The 16,767-nt window shown below is 69.8% G+C and carries 17 protein-coding genes; 6 read left to right on the plus strand and 11 right to left on the minus strand.

Annotation, left to right across the window (positions count from 1 at the left end):
• Positions 1-126: 126 nt before the first annotated feature.
• A complete protein-coding gene (locus EDC82_RS13120) occupies positions 127-3,486 on the minus strand; it encodes a DEAD/DEAH box helicase (protein ID WP_062256853.1) in 3,360 nt (1,119 codons plus the stop codon).
• Between the two features lie 92 nt (positions 3,487-3,578).
• Here EDC82_RS13120 and EDC82_RS13125 point away from each other — a divergent pair, with 92 nt between their 5' ends.
• Entirely contained in the window at positions 3,579-4,235 is a 657-nt protein-coding gene (locus tag EDC82_RS13125; protein ID WP_006946313.1) for a 4'-phosphopantetheinyl transferase superfamily protein, read from the plus strand.
• 88 nt (positions 4,236-4,323) lie between these two features.
• Here EDC82_RS13125 and EDC82_RS13130 read toward each other — a convergent pair whose 3' ends face one another.
• Together EDC82_RS13130 and EDC82_RS13135 are read right to left on the minus strand one after the other, a co-directional pair.
• Positions 4,324-4,707: a metallopeptidase family protein gene (locus tag EDC82_RS13130; protein WP_006946306.1), complete on the minus strand. Its 384-nt coding sequence runs from the start codon at positions 4,705-4,707 to the stop codon at positions 4,324-4,326.
• Positions 4,704-5,168 (minus strand): hypothetical protein, encoded by a 465-nt coding sequence (locus EDC82_RS13135; RefSeq protein ID WP_062256852.1) that lies wholly within the window; start codon positions 5,166-5,168, stop codon positions 4,704-4,706. Before EDC82_RS13135 ends, EDC82_RS13130 begins: the two co-directional genes overlap by 4 nt.
• Before the next feature lie 12 nt (positions 5,169-5,180).
• Here EDC82_RS13135 and EDC82_RS13140 point away from each other — a divergent pair, with 12 nt between their 5' ends.
• Positions 5,181-5,543, plus strand: coding sequence for a hypothetical protein (locus EDC82_RS13140; protein ID WP_062256850.1), 363 nt, complete (start codon positions 5,181-5,183; stop codon positions 5,541-5,543).
• A 41-nt stretch (positions 5,544-5,584) separates the two neighbouring features.
• Here EDC82_RS13140 and EDC82_RS13145 read toward each other — a convergent pair whose 3' ends face one another.
• From EDC82_RS13145 to EDC82_RS13160, 4 genes are all read right to left on the minus strand, one after another.
• On the minus strand, positions 5,585-6,373 hold the full coding sequence (locus tag EDC82_RS13145) for an ABC transporter ATP-binding protein (RefSeq protein WP_006946336.1): 789 nt from the start codon (positions 6,371-6,373) through the stop codon (positions 5,585-5,587).
• Complete coding sequence (locus tag EDC82_RS13150) at positions 6,370-7,425, minus strand: iron chelate uptake ABC transporter family permease subunit (RefSeq protein WP_006946330.1); 1,056 nt, start codon at positions 7,423-7,425, stop codon at positions 6,370-6,372. The genes EDC82_RS13145 and EDC82_RS13150 overlap by 4 nt, the downstream gene beginning before the upstream one ends.
• Positions 7,422-8,447 carry an iron ABC transporter permease gene (locus tag EDC82_RS13155; RefSeq protein WP_131941801.1) on the minus strand — a complete coding sequence of 342 codons (1,026 nt, stop codon included), beginning with the start codon at positions 8,445-8,447 and terminating at the stop codon, positions 7,422-7,424. Before EDC82_RS13155 ends, EDC82_RS13150 begins: the two co-directional genes overlap by 4 nt.
• An 89-nt stretch (positions 8,448-8,536) precedes the next feature.
• A complete protein-coding gene (locus EDC82_RS13160) occupies positions 8,537-9,580 on the minus strand; it encodes an iron-siderophore ABC transporter substrate-binding protein (protein ID WP_038569724.1) in 1,044 nt (347 codons plus the stop codon).
• A gap of 221 nt (positions 9,581-9,801) precedes the next feature.
• Between EDC82_RS13160 and EDC82_RS13165 the strand changes: the two genes are divergently transcribed.
• Positions 9,802-10,674 (plus strand): siderophore-interacting protein, encoded by an 873-nt coding sequence (locus EDC82_RS13165; protein ID WP_006946324.1) that lies wholly within the window; start codon positions 9,802-9,804, stop codon positions 10,672-10,674.
• Between the two features lie 57 nt (positions 10,675-10,731).
• Here EDC82_RS13165 and EDC82_RS13170 read toward each other — a convergent pair whose 3' ends face one another.
• The 4 genes from EDC82_RS13170 to EDC82_RS14770 form a co-directional block, all read right to left on the minus strand.
• Positions 10,732-12,774: an NAD(+) synthase gene (locus tag EDC82_RS13170; protein ID WP_062256848.1), complete on the minus strand. Its 2,043-nt coding sequence runs from the start codon at positions 12,772-12,774 to the stop codon at positions 10,732-10,734.
• Positions 12,775-12,926: 152 nt separating this feature from the next.
• Positions 12,927-13,415 carry a DUF3995 domain-containing protein gene (locus EDC82_RS13175; RefSeq protein ID WP_062256846.1) on the minus strand — a complete coding sequence of 163 codons (489 nt, stop codon included), beginning with the start codon at positions 13,413-13,415 and terminating at the stop codon, positions 12,927-12,929.
• Between the two features lie 27 nt (positions 13,416-13,442).
• Positions 13,443-13,817, minus strand: a complete 375-nt coding sequence (locus EDC82_RS13180) for a dienelactone hydrolase family protein (protein ID WP_131941803.1) — start codon at positions 13,815-13,817, stop codon at positions 13,443-13,445.
• A 156-nt stretch (positions 13,818-13,973) separates the two neighbouring features.
• Positions 13,974-14,561: a hypothetical protein gene (locus tag EDC82_RS14770; RefSeq protein WP_200829304.1), complete on the minus strand. Its 588-nt coding sequence runs from the start codon at positions 14,559-14,561 to the stop codon at positions 13,974-13,976.
• A gap of 65 nt (positions 14,562-14,626) precedes the next feature.
• On the opposite strand from EDC82_RS14770, the gene EDC82_RS14775 reads away from it, so the two are divergent.
• From EDC82_RS14775 to EDC82_RS13195, 3 genes are all read left to right on the plus strand, one after another.
• Positions 14,627-15,376 carry a cytochrome P450 gene (locus EDC82_RS14775; RefSeq protein ID WP_200829305.1) on the plus strand — a complete coding sequence of 250 codons (750 nt, stop codon included), beginning with the start codon at positions 14,627-14,629 and terminating at the stop codon, positions 15,374-15,376.
• A 150-nt stretch (positions 15,377-15,526) separates the two neighbouring features.
• On the plus strand, positions 15,527-16,060 hold the full coding sequence (locus tag EDC82_RS13190) for a GtrA family protein (protein ID WP_235006232.1): 534 nt from the start codon (positions 15,527-15,529) through the stop codon (positions 16,058-16,060).
• Positions 16,057-16,701, plus strand: coding sequence for an NUDIX domain-containing protein (locus tag EDC82_RS13195; protein ID WP_062256844.1), 645 nt, complete (start codon positions 16,057-16,059; stop codon positions 16,699-16,701). Before EDC82_RS13190 ends, EDC82_RS13195 begins: the two co-directional genes overlap by 4 nt.
• The last annotated feature ends 66 nt before the right edge of the window (positions 16,702-16,767 follow it).

The following is a 16,767-nucleotide window of genomic DNA, read 5'->3' on the forward strand; positions in this document are numbered from 1 at the left end:
CCTCACGGTGTCCGGCCGGCCGGAAGACCAGATCTCTTGACATCAAGATACTTTGCATCGAGAGAAATATTGGGGCTCCGCCCGTGCGGCCCACCCAAGCCGTGCGACCCGTGACGACCTCGCGCCCTACCCCTCGAGCAGGCCGGCGATGTCGTCGGAGGTGAGACGACCGCCGCCGGCACCGGCGTCGACGACGTCGTCGAAGAGCTTGCGCTTCTTCTCCTGCAGCTCCATGACCTTCTCCTCGATCGTGCCCGCGCTGACGTAGCGGTAGACCATGACGTGCTTGGTCTGCCCGATGCGATGTGCGCGGTCGATGGCCTGATCCTCGGCCGCCGGGTTCCACCACGGGTCGAGGACGATGACGTAGTCGGCCTCCGTCAGCGTCAATCCCGTACCACCGGCCTTGAGGGAGATGAAGAACGCGTCGGCCTCGCCGCTCTTGAACTCGTCGACGACCTGCTGCCGGTTGCGCGTCGAGCCGTCGAGGTACGTTGTCGAGACGCCGGCGTCGGCTGCGGCCTCGCGCACGATCGCCAGGAAGTCGGTGAACTGACTGAACACGAGGGCGCGATGCCCCTCCGCGGCGATCTCGGCGAGTTGCTGCACGACCGTCTCGACCTTGCGGCTCACCGAACGCCCGGCGAACTCGTCGTCGACGAGGGCCGGGTCGAGTGCGAGACGACGCAGGCGGGTGAGCGCGGCCAGGATCTCGACACGGTTGGCGTCCGGGTCCTTGAGCAGGCCCATGAGGCGCTGCTGCTCGCGCCGCAGGTGCCGTTTGTAGACGCGCTCGTGCTGCGGCGACATCGCGACGTCGACGCGCTGCACCTGCTTCTCGGGCAGATCGGGCGCGACCTCGCCCTTGCGTCGACGCAGCATGAGCGGGCCGATGCGCCGTTGCAGGCCCTTGAGCGCGTCTGTGGCGACGTGCCCCTCCCCCTGCTCGATGGGCTTGCGGTAGCGACGGATGAACTCCTCCGGGCGTGGGAACAACCCCGGCGCGACGAGGTTGAACAGCGACCACACGTCCATGACGGAGTTCTCCAGCGGTGTGCCCGAGATCGCGAGCCCGAACGGCGCGCCGATCTTCTTGACGGCCTGGAAGGTCTGCGACGTGTGGTTCTTCACCATCTGCGCCTCGTCGAGGATCAGCGCGCGCCACCCGCAGGCATGGAACGCGTCGGCGTCGAGCCGTGCGACGGCGTAACTCGTCACGACGACGTGCGGAGCGTCCCGCTGGATCTCCTCGGCCACCTCGGTGCCGCGCTTCTTCGACGTCTCGGCGAGCACCTTCACCTTCAGCTCGGGCGCGAACTGCGCGGCCTCGCGCGCCCACACGCCCAGCACCGACGTCGGTGCGACGACGAGTGCGGGCGTCGTGTCGAGTTCGCCTGCGACGCGGGCGCGTTCGAGCATCGCGAGGGTCTGGATCGTCTTGCCGAGCCCCATGTCGTCGGCGAGCACGCCGCCGAGCCCCGCGTCCCACAGGTTGGCGAGCCAGGCGTATCCCTCGAGTTGGTAGGGGCGCAGGGTCGCCCGGAACGACGGGGGCAGCTCGACGCTCTCCGGGTTCCACCCCGACCTCGTCAGCCCCTCGACGGCCGCCTGCCACTGGGAGCGCTGCGCCTCGACGATGCCGAGCCCGACGAGCTGATCCCACAACCCGATGTCGTAGCGGCTGATCTGCAGGCCGTCGCTCTTCTTGTCGGTGAGTTGCTGCGCCTCCTCGAGCACCTGGGCGATGTCGAGCAGCTGCGGAGAGTCAAGGCGGAAGTACGTGCCCGATGGCAGCATCATGACGTCGCGCCCCTTGCTCATCGCCTCGATGAGGTTGGGGTACGGCACCTCCTGGCCGTCGACGCTGATCGTGATCTGCAGGTCGAGCCAGTCGGTTGCGAGGCCGGCCTCATTGACGCCGACCTGAACGATCGGATCGTCCTCGGCCTCCTCGTAGGCGGGCAACTCGCCCTTCATGACGACATCGACGCCGTCGATGGCCCGCAGCTCGGGGATGGCGTCGGCAAGACGCACGGCCTCCAGACCGGTCAGTTCGGCGGTCTGCTTGACCCATAGGTCGAAGGCCGGCACGGCGCGCGTCAGCCGCAGACGGCTCAACGGCAGCGCCGCGCGGGCGATGACGGCGGCCTCGCTGGAGAAATGGCGCCCGCGCCCCATCGGCGGCGAGGGGAGGCGACGTTCGCCGTACGTGAAGAACGTCTCGACCTTCGCCTTGCCGACGGTGACCGGCTCGACGACGAGCAAGAGGCGCGGTTCGACGGCGTCCGTCAGCGTCTGCGACGCATCGCTGACGCTCGTGTGTCGGCGGATCTGCGGCAGGAACTCGGCCTCGAACTCGGGCACGTCGGCTTCGGGCACCTCGATGACGTCGCCGAGCAGGAGCGGTTGGAGCAGGGCGTGCGGCGGTTCGTGGAACGGCACGAGCTTGAGGCTGCCGCGGTCGAGGATGGCGACGCCGTGGGCCGGATCGCCGACGAGCGTCGCCGTACCGAACTCGGGTTCGAGGTCGACGCCGACGACGTCGGCCGTCAGGACGAGCCCGCCATCGCGTCGGTGGACGCCGAGGCTCACCTCGGCCGCTTCGGCGAGAGTGACGCCCTCACCCGGCGTCGCGGCGAGCATCAGCGTGACGCCTGCGTCGGTCAGTTCGGCGAGCGCCTGCCAGACGCCGGGGCCCAGTTCGTCGAGGTAGACGGTCTGGCCGTTGCCGACCCGCGGTTTGTGGGGCGTGATGAAGCGGCGCAGCGCCTCGCTCTGGTGCTCCTCGGCCTCGGCGATGCCGGCACTGCTGCGGGCGTCGAGCCACGTCGCGGTGCGCGACCAACGGCCGGTACGCATGAGTTTCGTCGGTTTGAGCTCGAACCGCTGCACGGGCGTCGAATCGGTCAACGACGCCGGCCGAGCCTTCGGCTCGAACTGCAGGCCGACTTGCGCGCGCCATGCATCACTCGACGGGCTCGCCGACCGCGCCGCGGCGCGCTGCGACTCGTCCGGACCGAGGCTCGCCGTGAGCTTGTCACGCCACGAACTCGTCGAGGACGCCGCGGCACCGCCGAAGAGGGGAACGACGTTGGACTCGGCGGCGTTTCGCGTGCCGGACGGGGCCGATGTGCGGCTGACGCTGCCCTCGCGCACCCCCGACGTCAGCGCGCGACGAGCGGCGAGGATCGAGGCGACCGCATGCTTGCACTCGGTCGCGACAGGACATGTGCAGCGCGAGACCCACAACGGCTCACCGTTGCCGGCCTCACCCTTGTACGTGACGAGGCACTGATACGGCGCGAGACCGTTGCCGGTGACCGTGCCCATGAGGACACGCCCGCGATCAGCCGTCGCGAGCGCGATGACCTTGCCCCCGATGGCGTAGTCGAGACCACGCCCGAAGGCGCCGTCACCGACGACGGCGGCCAGGCCGACGTCCGTGCTCGTCAGCACCCACGTGGCCTCGTCCGGCTCGAACTTCATCACGTCCGCGAGGCTAGCGCAGCGCGGCGACAACCTCGGAATTCCGCGGAAAATGGCCGCTCGAGCGACGCAGCGAGCCGTAGGGTGGCGGCATGCACACGCCGTCGATCGTCCTGTGCGCGACGTGGGCGCCCCTCACCGCGGCCGACGTCGCGACGCTGGGCCCGGACAGCCTCGACGACGACGAACGCGCGCGGGCCCTGGCCGTGCGCTCGGACACCGCGCGCGGCGAGTTCGTCACGCGCCGTGCGCAGCTGCGCAATGAGCTGGCCAACCTCGCGGCCATTCCTCACGAGGACATCCGCTACTGGCGCGAGCCGTGCACGGCGTGCGGCAAGCCGCACGGGCGTCCACGCGCCGTCGGTCATGACGGGTTCTTCTCGACGAGCTCGACGCCGTGGATCACCGCGCTCGCCTCTGCGGACGTCCCCGTCGGGATCGACGTGGAGGTGCTGGCCGCGGCGTCGACCGTCACCGACGTCAGCCGGATGCTGCATCCCGGCGAGCAGGCCGTCATCGACGCAGCGGCGAGCGACGATGACGGACGTCGGGCCTTCACGCAGATCTGGACGCGGAAGGAAGCCCTGCTCAAGGCCACGGGTGAGGGGCTCAACGCGCCCCTCGATCGCGACGACGTCAGCGACCGCGCGCGCATGCCGCCCGGCTGGCGCATCGTCGACATCAGCGACGACCTCGAGGGCTACGACGGCCCGTCGACGTTCGGGGCCTGGGCGATGCGGTCGGATTGAGGGCTGCGGACGCCATCGGAGCCGTCGTCCACGAGACGAACGTGGACGCGAATCGCAGATGGGCGCGGGGGCATGCAGGGGCGAGGGGTCAGCCCCAGCCCAGCTCGTGGAGGCGGGCGTCGTCGAGGCCGAAGTAGTGGCCGATCTCGTGCAGGAGCGTGACGCGGATCTGTTCGATCACCTGTTCGCGGCTGTGGCTCAGCCGCTGGATGGGGCCGGAAAATAGGAAGATCTGGTCGGGCAGGGCTCCCCAGCCGTAGCCCTCGCCACGATCCGGTAGCGCGACGCCGACGTACAACCCGAGCAGCTCGCCCTCGCCGTGCGCGACGCAGGCCTGGGCGAGCTGCTCGCGTGACGGCTCGTCCTCGACCTGGAAGACGACGTTGTCGAGACGGTCGAGGAAGCGCTGCGGTACGCCGTCGAGTGCCTCGCCGACGGCGTCCTCGAACTGCTCCCGACTGAGGTGCGTCACATCTTCTGCGCGGTCTCGGCGACGGTCTTCGCGTACTCGGCAGCCTTGTCCGCCGCAGAGGCACTCACCGTCAGCATCGAGTACGACCCGCTGCCGTTCGGGATGACCATGGAGACACCGTGCACGGTGACACCCTTCGTCGTCAGCGTGTACTCCATCTGCTCTCCGGCGCCGGCCGGCGTCGTGATGCGGCTGTATTCACCGGTGGTGACCTTCATGTCGCTGGAACTGTTCGACCCGTTCGCACCGCTTGCAGCGTTGAGCTGGTTGAGTTCCTTCTCCAGCTGGGCCTTGCCCGCCAGGCTCGGACGCGTCACCTTGAGGACGTTGATGTTGTCGTTGAACCTCTGCGCCCCCGTGGCGTCGATCGCGAGGACGTCTGCGGCCGACGTCATCTGCGCGACGTACTTCTCGGGCGACATGCCGGACTTCTTCGCCATCGGCTCGAGCTGCTTCTTCACCGCGTCCTGCTTGTGCCGAGCTCACCGTCGACGACGGTCCACGACTTCGGCACCGCGAAGGACAACTTGTTCGCCGTCGCCTTCGCCAGCTGCGTGTCGGCGGGCAGCGCCGCGCTCGACGCGGCGACGGAGCTCGATGCGCTCGACGGCGAACTCGACTCGGACGCAGGGCTCGTCGACACATCGGTCGACGGCGCCGCACTCGACGAACCGCTCGCATTCGAGGCTGCGCTCGCGGCGGCGCTCGTCGCGCTGCTCGCGGCGGACGTACCGGAGTCGGAGCCCATCGAGCACCCCGTGAGCGTCAGGGCCGCGACGGCGCTCGACGCGAGCATCGCGCCCTTGATCGTCATCCGCCTCGTGGTGCGCTGGTGAGACATGGCAAACCCTCCCGATCGACGTGTGGTGGCTCGAGCCTAGCGCGGCAGCACCACCGGACGTCCGGTATTCGGGTCAGGATGCACGACGCACGGGATGCCGTACAGCTGCTCGGCGAGCTGCGCCGTCAGCACGTCGGTCGGCTCGCCCGCCGCGACGATCTCACCGTCCTGCATCGCGACGAGATGGTCGGCGTAGCGCGCCGCGAGGAACAGGTCGTGCAGCACCATGACGACGGTCGTTCCGTGCTCGCGGTTGCGGCGGCGGACGACGTCGAGCAGTTCGACGGCGTGGCCGATGTCGAGGAAGCTCGTCGGCTCGTCGAGCAGGAGGATGCCGGTCTGCTGCGCGAGCACCATCGCGAGCCACACCCGCTGACGCTGGCCGCCGGAAAGAGAATCGGCGGTGCGTTCTGCCAGTTCGCTGACGCCCGTCGCCTCCATCGCCGCGGCGACGGCAGCGTCGTCGTCGGGCCCGCCGCGCCCGAGCAGGCCCTGGTGCGGGGTGCGTCCCTGACGCACGAGCTCGGCCACCGTCATCCCCTCCGGCGCAATGGGGTGTTGCGGCAGCAGCGCGAGGGCCTTGGCGACCTCGCGCGTCGGCGTCGCGTCGATGCTGCGCCCGTCGAGAAGCACATCGCCGGCCGCGGGCTTGAGCAGCCGCGCCAGGCCCGCGAACAGCGTCGACTTGCCGCAGCCGTTCGCGCCGATCAGCACGGTGACCGCGTTCTCGGGCACCTCGAAGGTGATGCCTCGCACGATGTCGGGGCCTGCGGAACGCCCGGATCCGTAGCGCAGGACGAGGTCATGGGCGGCGAGGGACGTCACGAGGCACGGCCTTTCGAACGGCGGGGCGGGCGCTGCGAGGTCAGCAGCAGCCAGGCGAGGACAGGCGCACCGGCGAGGCCGGTGATGATCCCGACGGGCAGCTTGTTGTCACCGGGAACGAGGTAGGCACCGACGTAGTCACCCGCGATCGTGATGATCGCGCCGACGAGAGCGGCCGCGACGATGGCGGTGCGGCCCATGAGGCGCCGCGAGATCGGGCCGGCGAGCAGCGCGACGAACGAGATCGGCCCGCAGACACTCGTCGTCACGGCCACACCGATGACGACGACGCCGAACGTCACGGCGCGCACGAACCCGTCGGGCACGCCGAGGCCGATGGCGAGCGGGCGCCCCATCTCGAGCACGCGCAGCCAGTGCGCGAGGGCCGCGAGGACGACGAGCACGAGCGCGCCGACGACGGCGAGCCGGGTGATCTGCGGCCACGACACGGCCGAGACGGACCCGGCGAGCCAGGCCATCGCGTCCTGCGCCTGGTAGGCGTTCGACTCGAGCAGGATCCACTGGATGAGCGACTGCAGCGCGGCGGCCAGGGCGATCCCGACGAGGATCATCCGCGGCGTCTGCCCGCGTGCCATCCCGAGGATCACCGCGGAGACGGCGAGGCCACCCGCGATGGCGGCGCCCGTCACGCCCGCGCCGCTCCAACCGAGGATCGTCGTGCAGAACACGGCCGCGGTGCTCGAGCCGAGCGAGATGCCGAGGACGTCGGGGCTGGCGAGGGGATTGCGCACGAGCGACTGCATCGCCGCACCGCACGCCCCGAACACGGCGCCCGCGAGCAGGCACGCGAGCGCGCGCGGCAGCTTCGACTCCATGACGATGTAGTTGGCGGCCGGCACGTCGACATGCTCGCCGCGAAGGATGCGGACGAAATCGGGAATCGTCACGGTGAAGTCACCGAGCAGGCACCGGGCCAGAAAGACGCCGAACGTCACGAGCACCAGCGCAACCAGCATGACGCCCCGACGTCGGCGGCGCGCGGCGTCGAACGTGTTGGGCGTCGTGGCGTGTGCTGCCGTCGCGCGCTTCACAGCGACCTCATTCGTGCGACGACCCACAGCAGTGCCGGGCAGCCGAGGACGGCCGTCATGATGCCGACCTGCACCTCACCGGGCGGGGAGACGATGCGGCCGAGGGTGTCGGCCAGCACGACGATGCACGCGCCGAGCACCCCCGCGGCCGGCACGAGGACGCGGTAGGACGTGCCGATGAGCGGGCGCAGGACATGCGGCGCGACGAGCCCGACGAACGCGATGGGCCCGGCGATACCCGTCGCGGCCGCGGCGAGCAGGACGCCCGCTCCACCGATGACGAGCCGCAGCCGGCCAGGACGCTCGCCGAGGCCGGCGGCGACGGAATCGCCCATGGCGAGGACGTCGAGGCGGCGTCCGGAGGCCAGCAGGACGAGAAATCCGATGAGCAGGAACGGCACAGCCGGCACGAGATCGCCGAGGTCACGGCCGGCGACGGACCCGACCTGCCAGAAGCGGTAGGTGTCGAGCGACTTGCCGTTGGAGACGAGCACGGCCTGCGCGATCGACGACGTGCCCGCCGTGAACACCATGCCGGACAGCGCCAGCGTCAGCGGCCCCGACTGCGACGCCTGCCCGAGAGCGCGCGCACCGAACGTCGCGAGAGCCATGACGGCGACCGCCGCGACGGCGGCGCCGACGAGCGACAGCAATACGTACCCGAGTAGGTTCGAGACGCCCCACCACGTGATGCCGATGACAACGGCGAGCGCCGAGCCCGCGTTGATGCCGAGGATGCCGGGGTCGGCCAGCGGGTTGCGGGTGATGCCCTGCATCGCCGTCCCCGCCATCGCGACGGCAGCGCCCACGATGATGCCGATGGCGGTGCGGTCGCCGCGCGAGGCGAGCAGCGCCGAGACGTCACCGCCGTGGAACGAGCCCGCCCCGACGGTGAGCGAGACGGCGACGGCGAACGCGAGCAGCAGCGGCAGCGTCAGGCCGCCTGCGAGCACGCGGCGGGCGTCGATGCGCGGCGTGCGACGCTGGTCGGTGCCGGCGCGGGGCGCGGCGGGAGTCGACATCGTCACCCTTTCCAGTGGAACGACGATTCGCCCGGCGCGTCACACCGTCGCGCGGTGGCAGCCGGGCGAACCCTCGAACGAGCCTACGCTCAGGCCTTCTTCGCGGCCTCGGCGAGCTTCGGCAGGAAGGTGTCGATCGCGACGGGGATCGACAGCGGCGTCGGGCTGGCCATCGTCTCGGACGCCTTCTGGTCGGTCAGCGCGAGGTAGCTGCCCTTCTTGAACGCGGGGATCTGCGACAGCAGCTTGTCGGAGGTGATCTTCTTCGTCGTCGCCGCGTCCACCGCGTCGAAGACGACGATGTCGGCGTCGAGCTCGGAGGCCTTCTCGGCCGACAGTTCCGTGGAGAACGTCTTCGCGCCCTGGCTCGCCTTGGTGACGAACGACGGCGTCTTGAGACCGAAGTCGGCGAGGCCACGCGGACGGTTGTCGTTGAGTGTGTAGACGGTGATCGAGTTGAGCTTGGCCGCGTCGAAGTAGACCCAGGCGACGCTCTTGCCCTTGAGTTCGGGGTGCTTGTCGAGGGCGGCCTTGACCTTGGCCTGCGTGTCGGAGATGACCTTCTCGCCCTCATCCTTCTTGCCGAGCGCCTCGGCGATCATCTTCGTCGACTCCTGCCACGACGTGCCGTACGGGTACGTCGGGTAGGCGAGGGTGGGAGCGATCTTCGTCAGCTTGTCGTACTCAGCCTGCTTGAGGCCCGAGTTCGTGCCCGAGATGAAGTCGGGCTGGTACTGGGCGACCTTGTCGACGGGCGTGCCGTCGGCATCGCTGTAACGCTCGGGTGCCTTGCCGCCGACCTCCTTGAGCTTCGCGTCGAACCAGTCGCTCGACTTCGCGGCGTTGCCGCCCCACGTGATCGCCGGCGCGGCGACGGGCACGACGCCGAGCGCGAGCAGGATGTCGGCGTCCGACCAGCCGGCCGTGACGACCTTCGTCGGGGCCTTCTCGAGCTTCGCCGTGCCGAGGGCATGCTTGATCGTGACGGGGAAACCCGCGCCGCTACCCGCCGAGCCGGCCGATCCCGACGTGGCGCTCGAGGCCTTGTCGGACGACGAGCCGGTGCTGCAAGCGGCGAGGGCGCTGGTGGCACCGGCGGCGGCGATGGCGAAGAAGCCACGGCGGTTGATCATGCGGACGACCTTTCGTTCAGGCGCACGACGGCACCCGTGTCATGACGTGATGGTTCTCGCGAGGCCCTGCCGGACCGCGAGTTAGGCAATGCTAACCTTAGAGAAGTCGAGATCGTCAACCGCGCGGACTGAGGCTCACGTCGCGTCTCAGATAGGTGCGGGGACGGCATCACCACCGGCCACGGCAGTCACCGCCGGGCCACCGAAGGAAGGCGGGACGCGTGAGCGACCAGCCCCACGACGCGATGACGCCACCACGCACCCTGCTACGGGTCGAGCGCGGCGAGGCGGGCCGTGTGCTGCGCGAACTGCGCGCCCAGGACTTCGTCTTCACCGTGCTCGAGCGCGAACAACCATCTTCGCGGCTCGTGCGGATTCGATTCTCGGGCAACGGTTTTCTGCGTACACACGCGCCGTATCCGACGATGTGGGTGCGGCTGTGGTTCGCCGATCGCTCCGGCACGGGTGCGGGGCATCAGCGGGCGTACACGCTCGTCGACCCCGACGTCCCGACGGACACGTTCTGGCTCGAGTTCGCCATCCACGACGGTTCCGCGACGGCGTGGGCGCTCGGCGCGCAACCGGGCGATCAGGTCGAAGCAAGCCTCTACGGTTCGGAACCGTCGCTGCCGGGCTGCGACGACGTCGACCATCACCTGCTCGTCGGCGACCCCGCGTCACTGCCCGCGATCAACTCGCTGCTCGACGCCCTGTCGCCGGCGCCGACGACCGTCGTCCTCGAATGGACGCACCCTGACGACCGCGCACTGCCGGTGCGACTGCGCGACGGCGACGCGCTGCGCTGGGTGCGCCGCGAACGTGACGGCGGCGCGCTGCTCGACGCCGTCGACGAGGTGCTCGCCGACCTGAGCCAGTTGGGCGACCCGGCGCTCGGGCGCACGTGTCGCGGTGATCGACCGAATCTTCTTGCCGTACCGGCCGATTGCCCGCGCGTTTTCGCGTGGGGTGCGTGCGACACCGTCACGACACGAGCTCTGACGAAGAAGCTGCGCGCCGCGGGTCTCGCGAAGAACTGCGTCAAGACGCTCGGCTACTGGCTTCCCTCCACCCAGACCGCTGCCCTGACGGGCTGACGCTCGACGCGAGCGATCGGCGCAGCCGCCCGCCGCGCCGATCGTGCTGAGCGTTCCTCACTCGTTCGGGATGTTGCGTTCCAGCTCGGCCAGCCAAGCGCGCGACGACGCGTCGGACGGCATGCGCCAGTCACCACGCGGCGACAGTGCGCCGCCGGCGCTCACCTTCGGCCCGTTCGGCAGTGCCGAGCGCTTGAACTGCTGGCTGAAGAAGCGCTTGTGGAACACCTCGAGCCACTTCTTGATCTCGGCGAGGGAGTAGGCGGGGCGCTCGTCGTCGGGGAAACCGCTCGGCCAGCGCCCTTCGTCAGCGTTCTGCCAGGCGTGCATCGCGAGGAACGCGATCTTGCTCGGGCGCGCACCGTGCGTCAGCACGTGGTACAGCGTGAAGTCCTGCAGGTTGTAGGGGCCGATGGAGTCCTGCGTCGACTGCGGCTTCTCGCCCTCCTTCGTCGGCACGAGCTCGGGCGAGATCTCGGTGTCGAGGATCGACAGCAGCGTCTCGCCGACCTCGGCGGAGAACTCGTCACCCGAGGCGACCCAGCGGATGAGGTGCTGCATCAACGTCTTCGGCACGCCCGCGTTGACGCCGTAGTGCGACATCTGGTCGCCGACGCCGTACGTGCACCAGCCGAGCGCGAGTTCGGACAGATCGCCGGTGCCGAGGACGATGCCACTCTTCTGATTCGCGATGCGGAACAGGAAGTCGGTGCGCAGGCCGGCCTGGACGTTCTCGAACGTCACGTCGTAGACGGGCTCGCCGCTGCCGGCGGGGTGGCCCATGTCCTTGAGCATCTGCGTCGCCATCGGCCGGATGTCGACCTCCTCGAACGTCACGCCGAGCGCTTCGGCGAGCTTGTACGCGTTCGACTTCGTGTGATCGCTCGTCGCGAAGCCGGGCATCGTGTACGCGAGGATGTCGGTGCGCGGGCGCCCGACACGGTCCATCGCCCGGGCGGCGACGATGAGGGCGTGCGTCGAGTCGAGGCCACCGGAGACGCCGATGACGATCTTCGGCGCGCCGATCGAGCGCATGCGCTGCTCGAGGCCCGAGACCTGAATCTCATACGCCTCGTAGCAGTCCTGCGCGAGCTGCGCGTCGTCGGCGGGGACGAACGGGAAGCGCTCGATCTCGCGGAGCAGGCCGCGGTCACCGTCCGGGGCGCCGAGTTCGAACGGCACCTCACGCAGCGGACGCGCCGGGCCGATGCCCGGACGGTTGTCGTCGTAGCTGTTGAAGCGCATGCGGGCCTGGCGGATGGCGCCCAGGTCGACGTCGGCGATGCTCGTGCGCGGGCCGCTCGGGAATCGCTCGGATTCGGCGAGCAGCGTGCCCTGGTCGTAGATCATCGTCTGCCCGTCCCAGGCAAGGTCGGTCGTCGACTCACCCTCGCCGCTCGCGGCGTAGACGTACGCGGCGAGGGTGCGGAACGACTGGCTCTGCACGACGAGGCTGCGCTGCGACGACTTGCCGATCGTGATCGGCGAGCCCGACAGGTTCATGAGGACGCTCGCGCCGGCCGCGGCGGCCTCGGACGACGGCGGGATCGGCACCCACACGTCCTCGCAGATCTCGACGTGGATCGCGAGGTCGGGCAGGTCGACGGCGCGGAAGATGAGGTCGGGCCCGAACGGCACCTCGCCCAGGTCGCCGAGGTCGATGTACTGCCCGCGCTGGTCGAGACCCGGTGCATACCAGCGCTTCTCGTAGAACTCCTTGTAGGTGGGCAGGTGGCTCTTCGGCACGACGCCGAGCACCTCGCCGTCCTTGATGACGACGGCACAGTTGAACAGCCGCGTGCCCTTGCGCAGCGGCGCGCCGACGGCGAGCACCGGCGTCAGACCTTCGGAGCCGTCGACGATCGTCTTGATGGCCGCGAGCACGTCGTCGAGCAGCACGTCCTGGAAGACGAGGTCGTCGATGCTGTAACCGGTGAGGTCGAGTTCAGGGAACACCGCCGCTGCGACGCCCCGGTCGTGCAGCTCGCGGGCGACTTCGAGCACGCGCGCCGCGTTCGTCGTCGGATCAGCGAGCGCGACGGGATGCGTCACCGCAGCAACGCGCGCAAAACCGTGAGCATAGAGCGAGCGGAAGTTCATGCCGTCAGTGTGTCAGCCGGGGGTGCCAACCGCGAGCGTCAGGCAGGCCGGACTCGTGGTGATCTCGGAAGCACGCAGCGACGGCGCCGTCGTCGTCGCCTGTTCAGGGGAGGCCGGGTGCGTGGCGAACCTCGCGAGCAGATGCGCCCGCTTCACTCCGCCGGCTGGCCCTCGCTGTGGCGCGTCGACCACAGACCCGCGGCGAGGCTTGCGCCCCACACCAGGAACAGCGGATCCCAGATCCAGGCGTGCCCGATCATCGCGGCACGGTCGAAGCCTCCGTCAGGGCGAACGGCGCCGAGCAACACGGCGTTGGCGAGCACCGTGTTCGCGCCACCCCACGCCACGAGCACGACGCTCCCTACCCAGCAGACGGGGCGCGTCAGACGACGCAGCGGCCAGCCCCGCCTCGCCAGCCAGAGCGGAGCGACCGCACTCACGCCCTTGACCAACGCCACCGGGTACAAGACCCACATGATGTCGGCGAACTGAGCCACGAAGCTGTCACCCATCGTCCACAACAACCCCCGCTCACCCAGCGCCCAGTAGAGCGTCACCGCGGCATGGATGACGCCGGCGAGTGCGGCGAGGACGAACCAGCACGACGCTGACGAGCGGCGACCTGACGGTTGGACGGTCACGCTCTCACCTGCCCGTCGAAGGGATGATCATGCCCGCTGAGTCAGCTGACGGTAGGTGCCGACGCTGCTGCCGGAACATGCAGATGGGCGTCGAAATAGTCGTGGATACGCTGCTAGGCGCGCTCGGCGTCGTCGCGGCTGCCGCCGAAGCCGGCCACGTGCCACAGCGGCGCGAGCGTCGGAATACAAATCGGGCACGATGACGACGTACCCCCACGACGCCATGCGTTCCGCGTGCGCACGCATGTCGTCGTTCACGCCGAAGATCTCCATCACCATGACGACGCCGGGCCACGGCCCGTCCCCGCCAGGGCGCGCAAGGTAGGCGGAGAGGCGCTCAGAGCCACCCTGCTGCCTCGAAGCCTGAGCCAGATCAACGGTGCGCATCAGGACGTCAGCCATGCCGTGACCGTACTCCAGAGGCCCCCACGCCCCGCTACGCCGCGACGTGAACATCGAACGAACACCCGTGCGACGAGCGGGCACAGCCGCGTCGAATGCGCCGTGCCAGAGCCGGAGCGGGCGACGTCCGCCGCCGATCAGCCGCGAGGTGTTCCGTCACCGCCCTACATCTGTAGTGTGACGTGAGACACGTTCACAGCCGTTGGAGGCCCCATGTCCACCCTCACCACTCGGATCCCCCGCCGCCTGGTCGAGCACGCCAAACCCGGCGTGCGCTGGAGCCTGCAGCACGCCATCCCGCGCAGGGCGCTGGTGCGCGTCGCGTCGCAGGGCGACCCGCAGGGGGTGCTGAGCACCGAGACGACGGGCCTGCTGGCGGAGGAGCTCGCGCCGATCCTCGCGCGCATCCGCAGTGGCGGAGCCATCGTGGGCGGCAAGCTCTCGACGCTGACAGGCGAGCACGACGCCGTCAACGAGGTGCTGACGAGCAACGACTTCCGCACCGGCTTCCCCGGCGACACCTCGCGCGCGGTCCGCGGCGCGCTGACGTGGGCGGCGAGCACGACGATCGGGCCGCTCGAGCCGCCGTCCCTGCTGGCCACGGACGGCCCCACGCACACGCGCAACCGCAAGCTCGTCACCCGCGTGTTCACCGCGCGCGCCGTCGAGGCCCTGCGCGAACGCACCGAGCAGGTCGCCACCGAGCTGCTCGACGACCTCGAGGCCGACGCGCGCGCCGGGCATGACGTCGGCTCGTCGCGCGCTACTGCGAGCAGCTGCCCGTCACCGTCATCGCCGAGATCCTGGGGGTGCCCGAGAGCGAGTACGAGACTGTGCTGCGTCTCGGCGGGCACGCCGCTTCGAGCCTCGACCTGGGGCTCGACTGGGCGACGTTCCGCCGCACCGAGAGCGCGCTCGACGAGTTCGACGCGTGGCTCGAGACCCACCTCGCCGCCAAGCGAGCGCAGCCGGGTGACGGCCTGTTCAGCGCGCTCATCCAGGCGCAGGACGACGGCGTCGGCCTCAGCGACCGGGAGCTCAAGTCGGTGGCCGGGCTCGTCCTCGCCGCCGGTTTCGAGACAACCGTCAACCTGCTCGGCAACGCCATCCGGCTCATCGTCGGCCACCCCGAGCAGCTCGCGGCGCTGCGCAGCGGCGAGGCGTCCTGGCTCAACGCCGTCGAGGAGACGCTGCGTTTCGACCCGCCCGTGCTGCTGACGGCGCGCACGGCGACGTGCGACACGCGCGTCGCGGACGTCGACGTCGCCGCCGGGACGCTCGTCGTCACCGTCCTGGCGGCAGCCAATCGCGACCCGAAGATCTTCGACGACCCCGACGCGTTCGACGTGCACCGCGAGAACGCGCGCGAGCACCTGGCGTTCTCGGCCGGGCGCCACTTCTGCCTCGGCGCGGCCCTGTCGCGGATGGAGAGCGAGGTCGCGCTGCGCGCGTTCTTCGACCGCTTCGACGTCGAACTGCTGCCGGGCGCCACCCGTCGGCCCACGCGCATCCTGCGGGGATACGCGACGCTGCCGGCGCGGTTGGCGGCGCGCGGCTGATCAGAAGGTGCGACGAGAAGCACGCGAGGCCGACCGCGGCGCGATCGTCGCAGGTGCCGCGCACGACCCAGGCGCCCCGACGGACAGCGCGGCCCCCGTCATCACCACCCTAGAATCGAGCGACCCCGACGTCAGCCGAAAGCAGCCTCAGTGACCATTCCCGACGCACCGCCCGGATCGACGAAGAGCCGCCGCATGATGGAGCGGCTGCTGGCCGCTCGTCAGCAGCTCATCAGCTTCGTCGTCGTCGGCGGGCTCGCCTTCGTCGCGGACGCAGGCGGGTTCAACGTGCTTCGCTATGCCGGCCCCGATGGGCACGGCATCATGTACGACCAGGCCGTCACGGCGAAGCTCGTCTCGACGGCGCTCGGCGTCCTCGTCGCGTGGCTCGGCAACCGCTACTGGACGTTCAAGGACACGCGGCGCGAGCAGGTGCACCACGAGGTGCTCATCTTCCTCGCCGTCAGCGCCGCCGGCGGACTCATCGCCATGGGCTGCCTCGGATTCAGCCACTACGTCCTCGGCCTGACGAGCAAGCTCGCGGACAACATCTCTGCCAACGGCGTCGGGCTCGTGCTCGCGACACTGTTCCGGTTCTGGGGCTACAAGACGCTCGTGTTCGTCGCGGGCAAGCCTGCTGAGGACGTCGAGGTCGAAGCTACTGACGCACCGCCGGCCGCATGAGTGACGCGCACGGCGGGTGGACGACGACGGGCTCCCGCGAGGTCTACTCGAACCCGTGGATCGCCGTGCGCGAGGACGCCGTCCTACGACCCGACGGCGGCGAGGGCATCTACGGCGTCGTGACGATGCAGCATCCGTCGGTGTTCGTCGTCGCGATGGATGACGACGGGGCCGTGCTCATGGTGTCGCTGTATCGCTACGCGACGCGCGGCATGTCGCTGGAGGTCCCCGCAGGCGGGTGCGACGGCGACGACCCGCTCGACGCAGCACGCCGCGAGCTGCTCGAGGAGACCGGTTTCGTGGCATCCGAGTGGCACGAGATCGGGCGGATGAACGCGCTCAACGGCGTGTGCGATGCACCCGAGTTCGTCTATCTCGCAACGGGTCTGACGATCGGCGGCCGCGCGGACGTCGAGCCGCCCGGCAGCGTCGGTGCCCTGGGTGACGGCACCGTGGCCGACGCAGCCGACATCGCGAGCGCCACCGTCGACGTGGAAGCCGAGCAAGCTGCCGAGGGCATCGACGCCGTCCGCTTCGTACCATGGGACGAGGCGATGAGCCTCGTCCGTGACAGCACCATCAGCGACGGCGAGACCGTCGCGGCCCTCATGTACGCGGCACTCGCGACGGGGCGCATCTGAAACCCGGAGATCGTGTCCTGCGCGCCCTCGGAACGCAGCAGCACACTCCAACCCGGCCCACCCGTT

This window comes from Dermacoccus sp. SAI-028 (genome assembly GCF_004346775.1).
GTDB lineage: Bacteria > Actinomycetota > Actinomycetes > Actinomycetales > Dermatophilaceae > Dermacoccus > Dermacoccus nishinomiyaensis.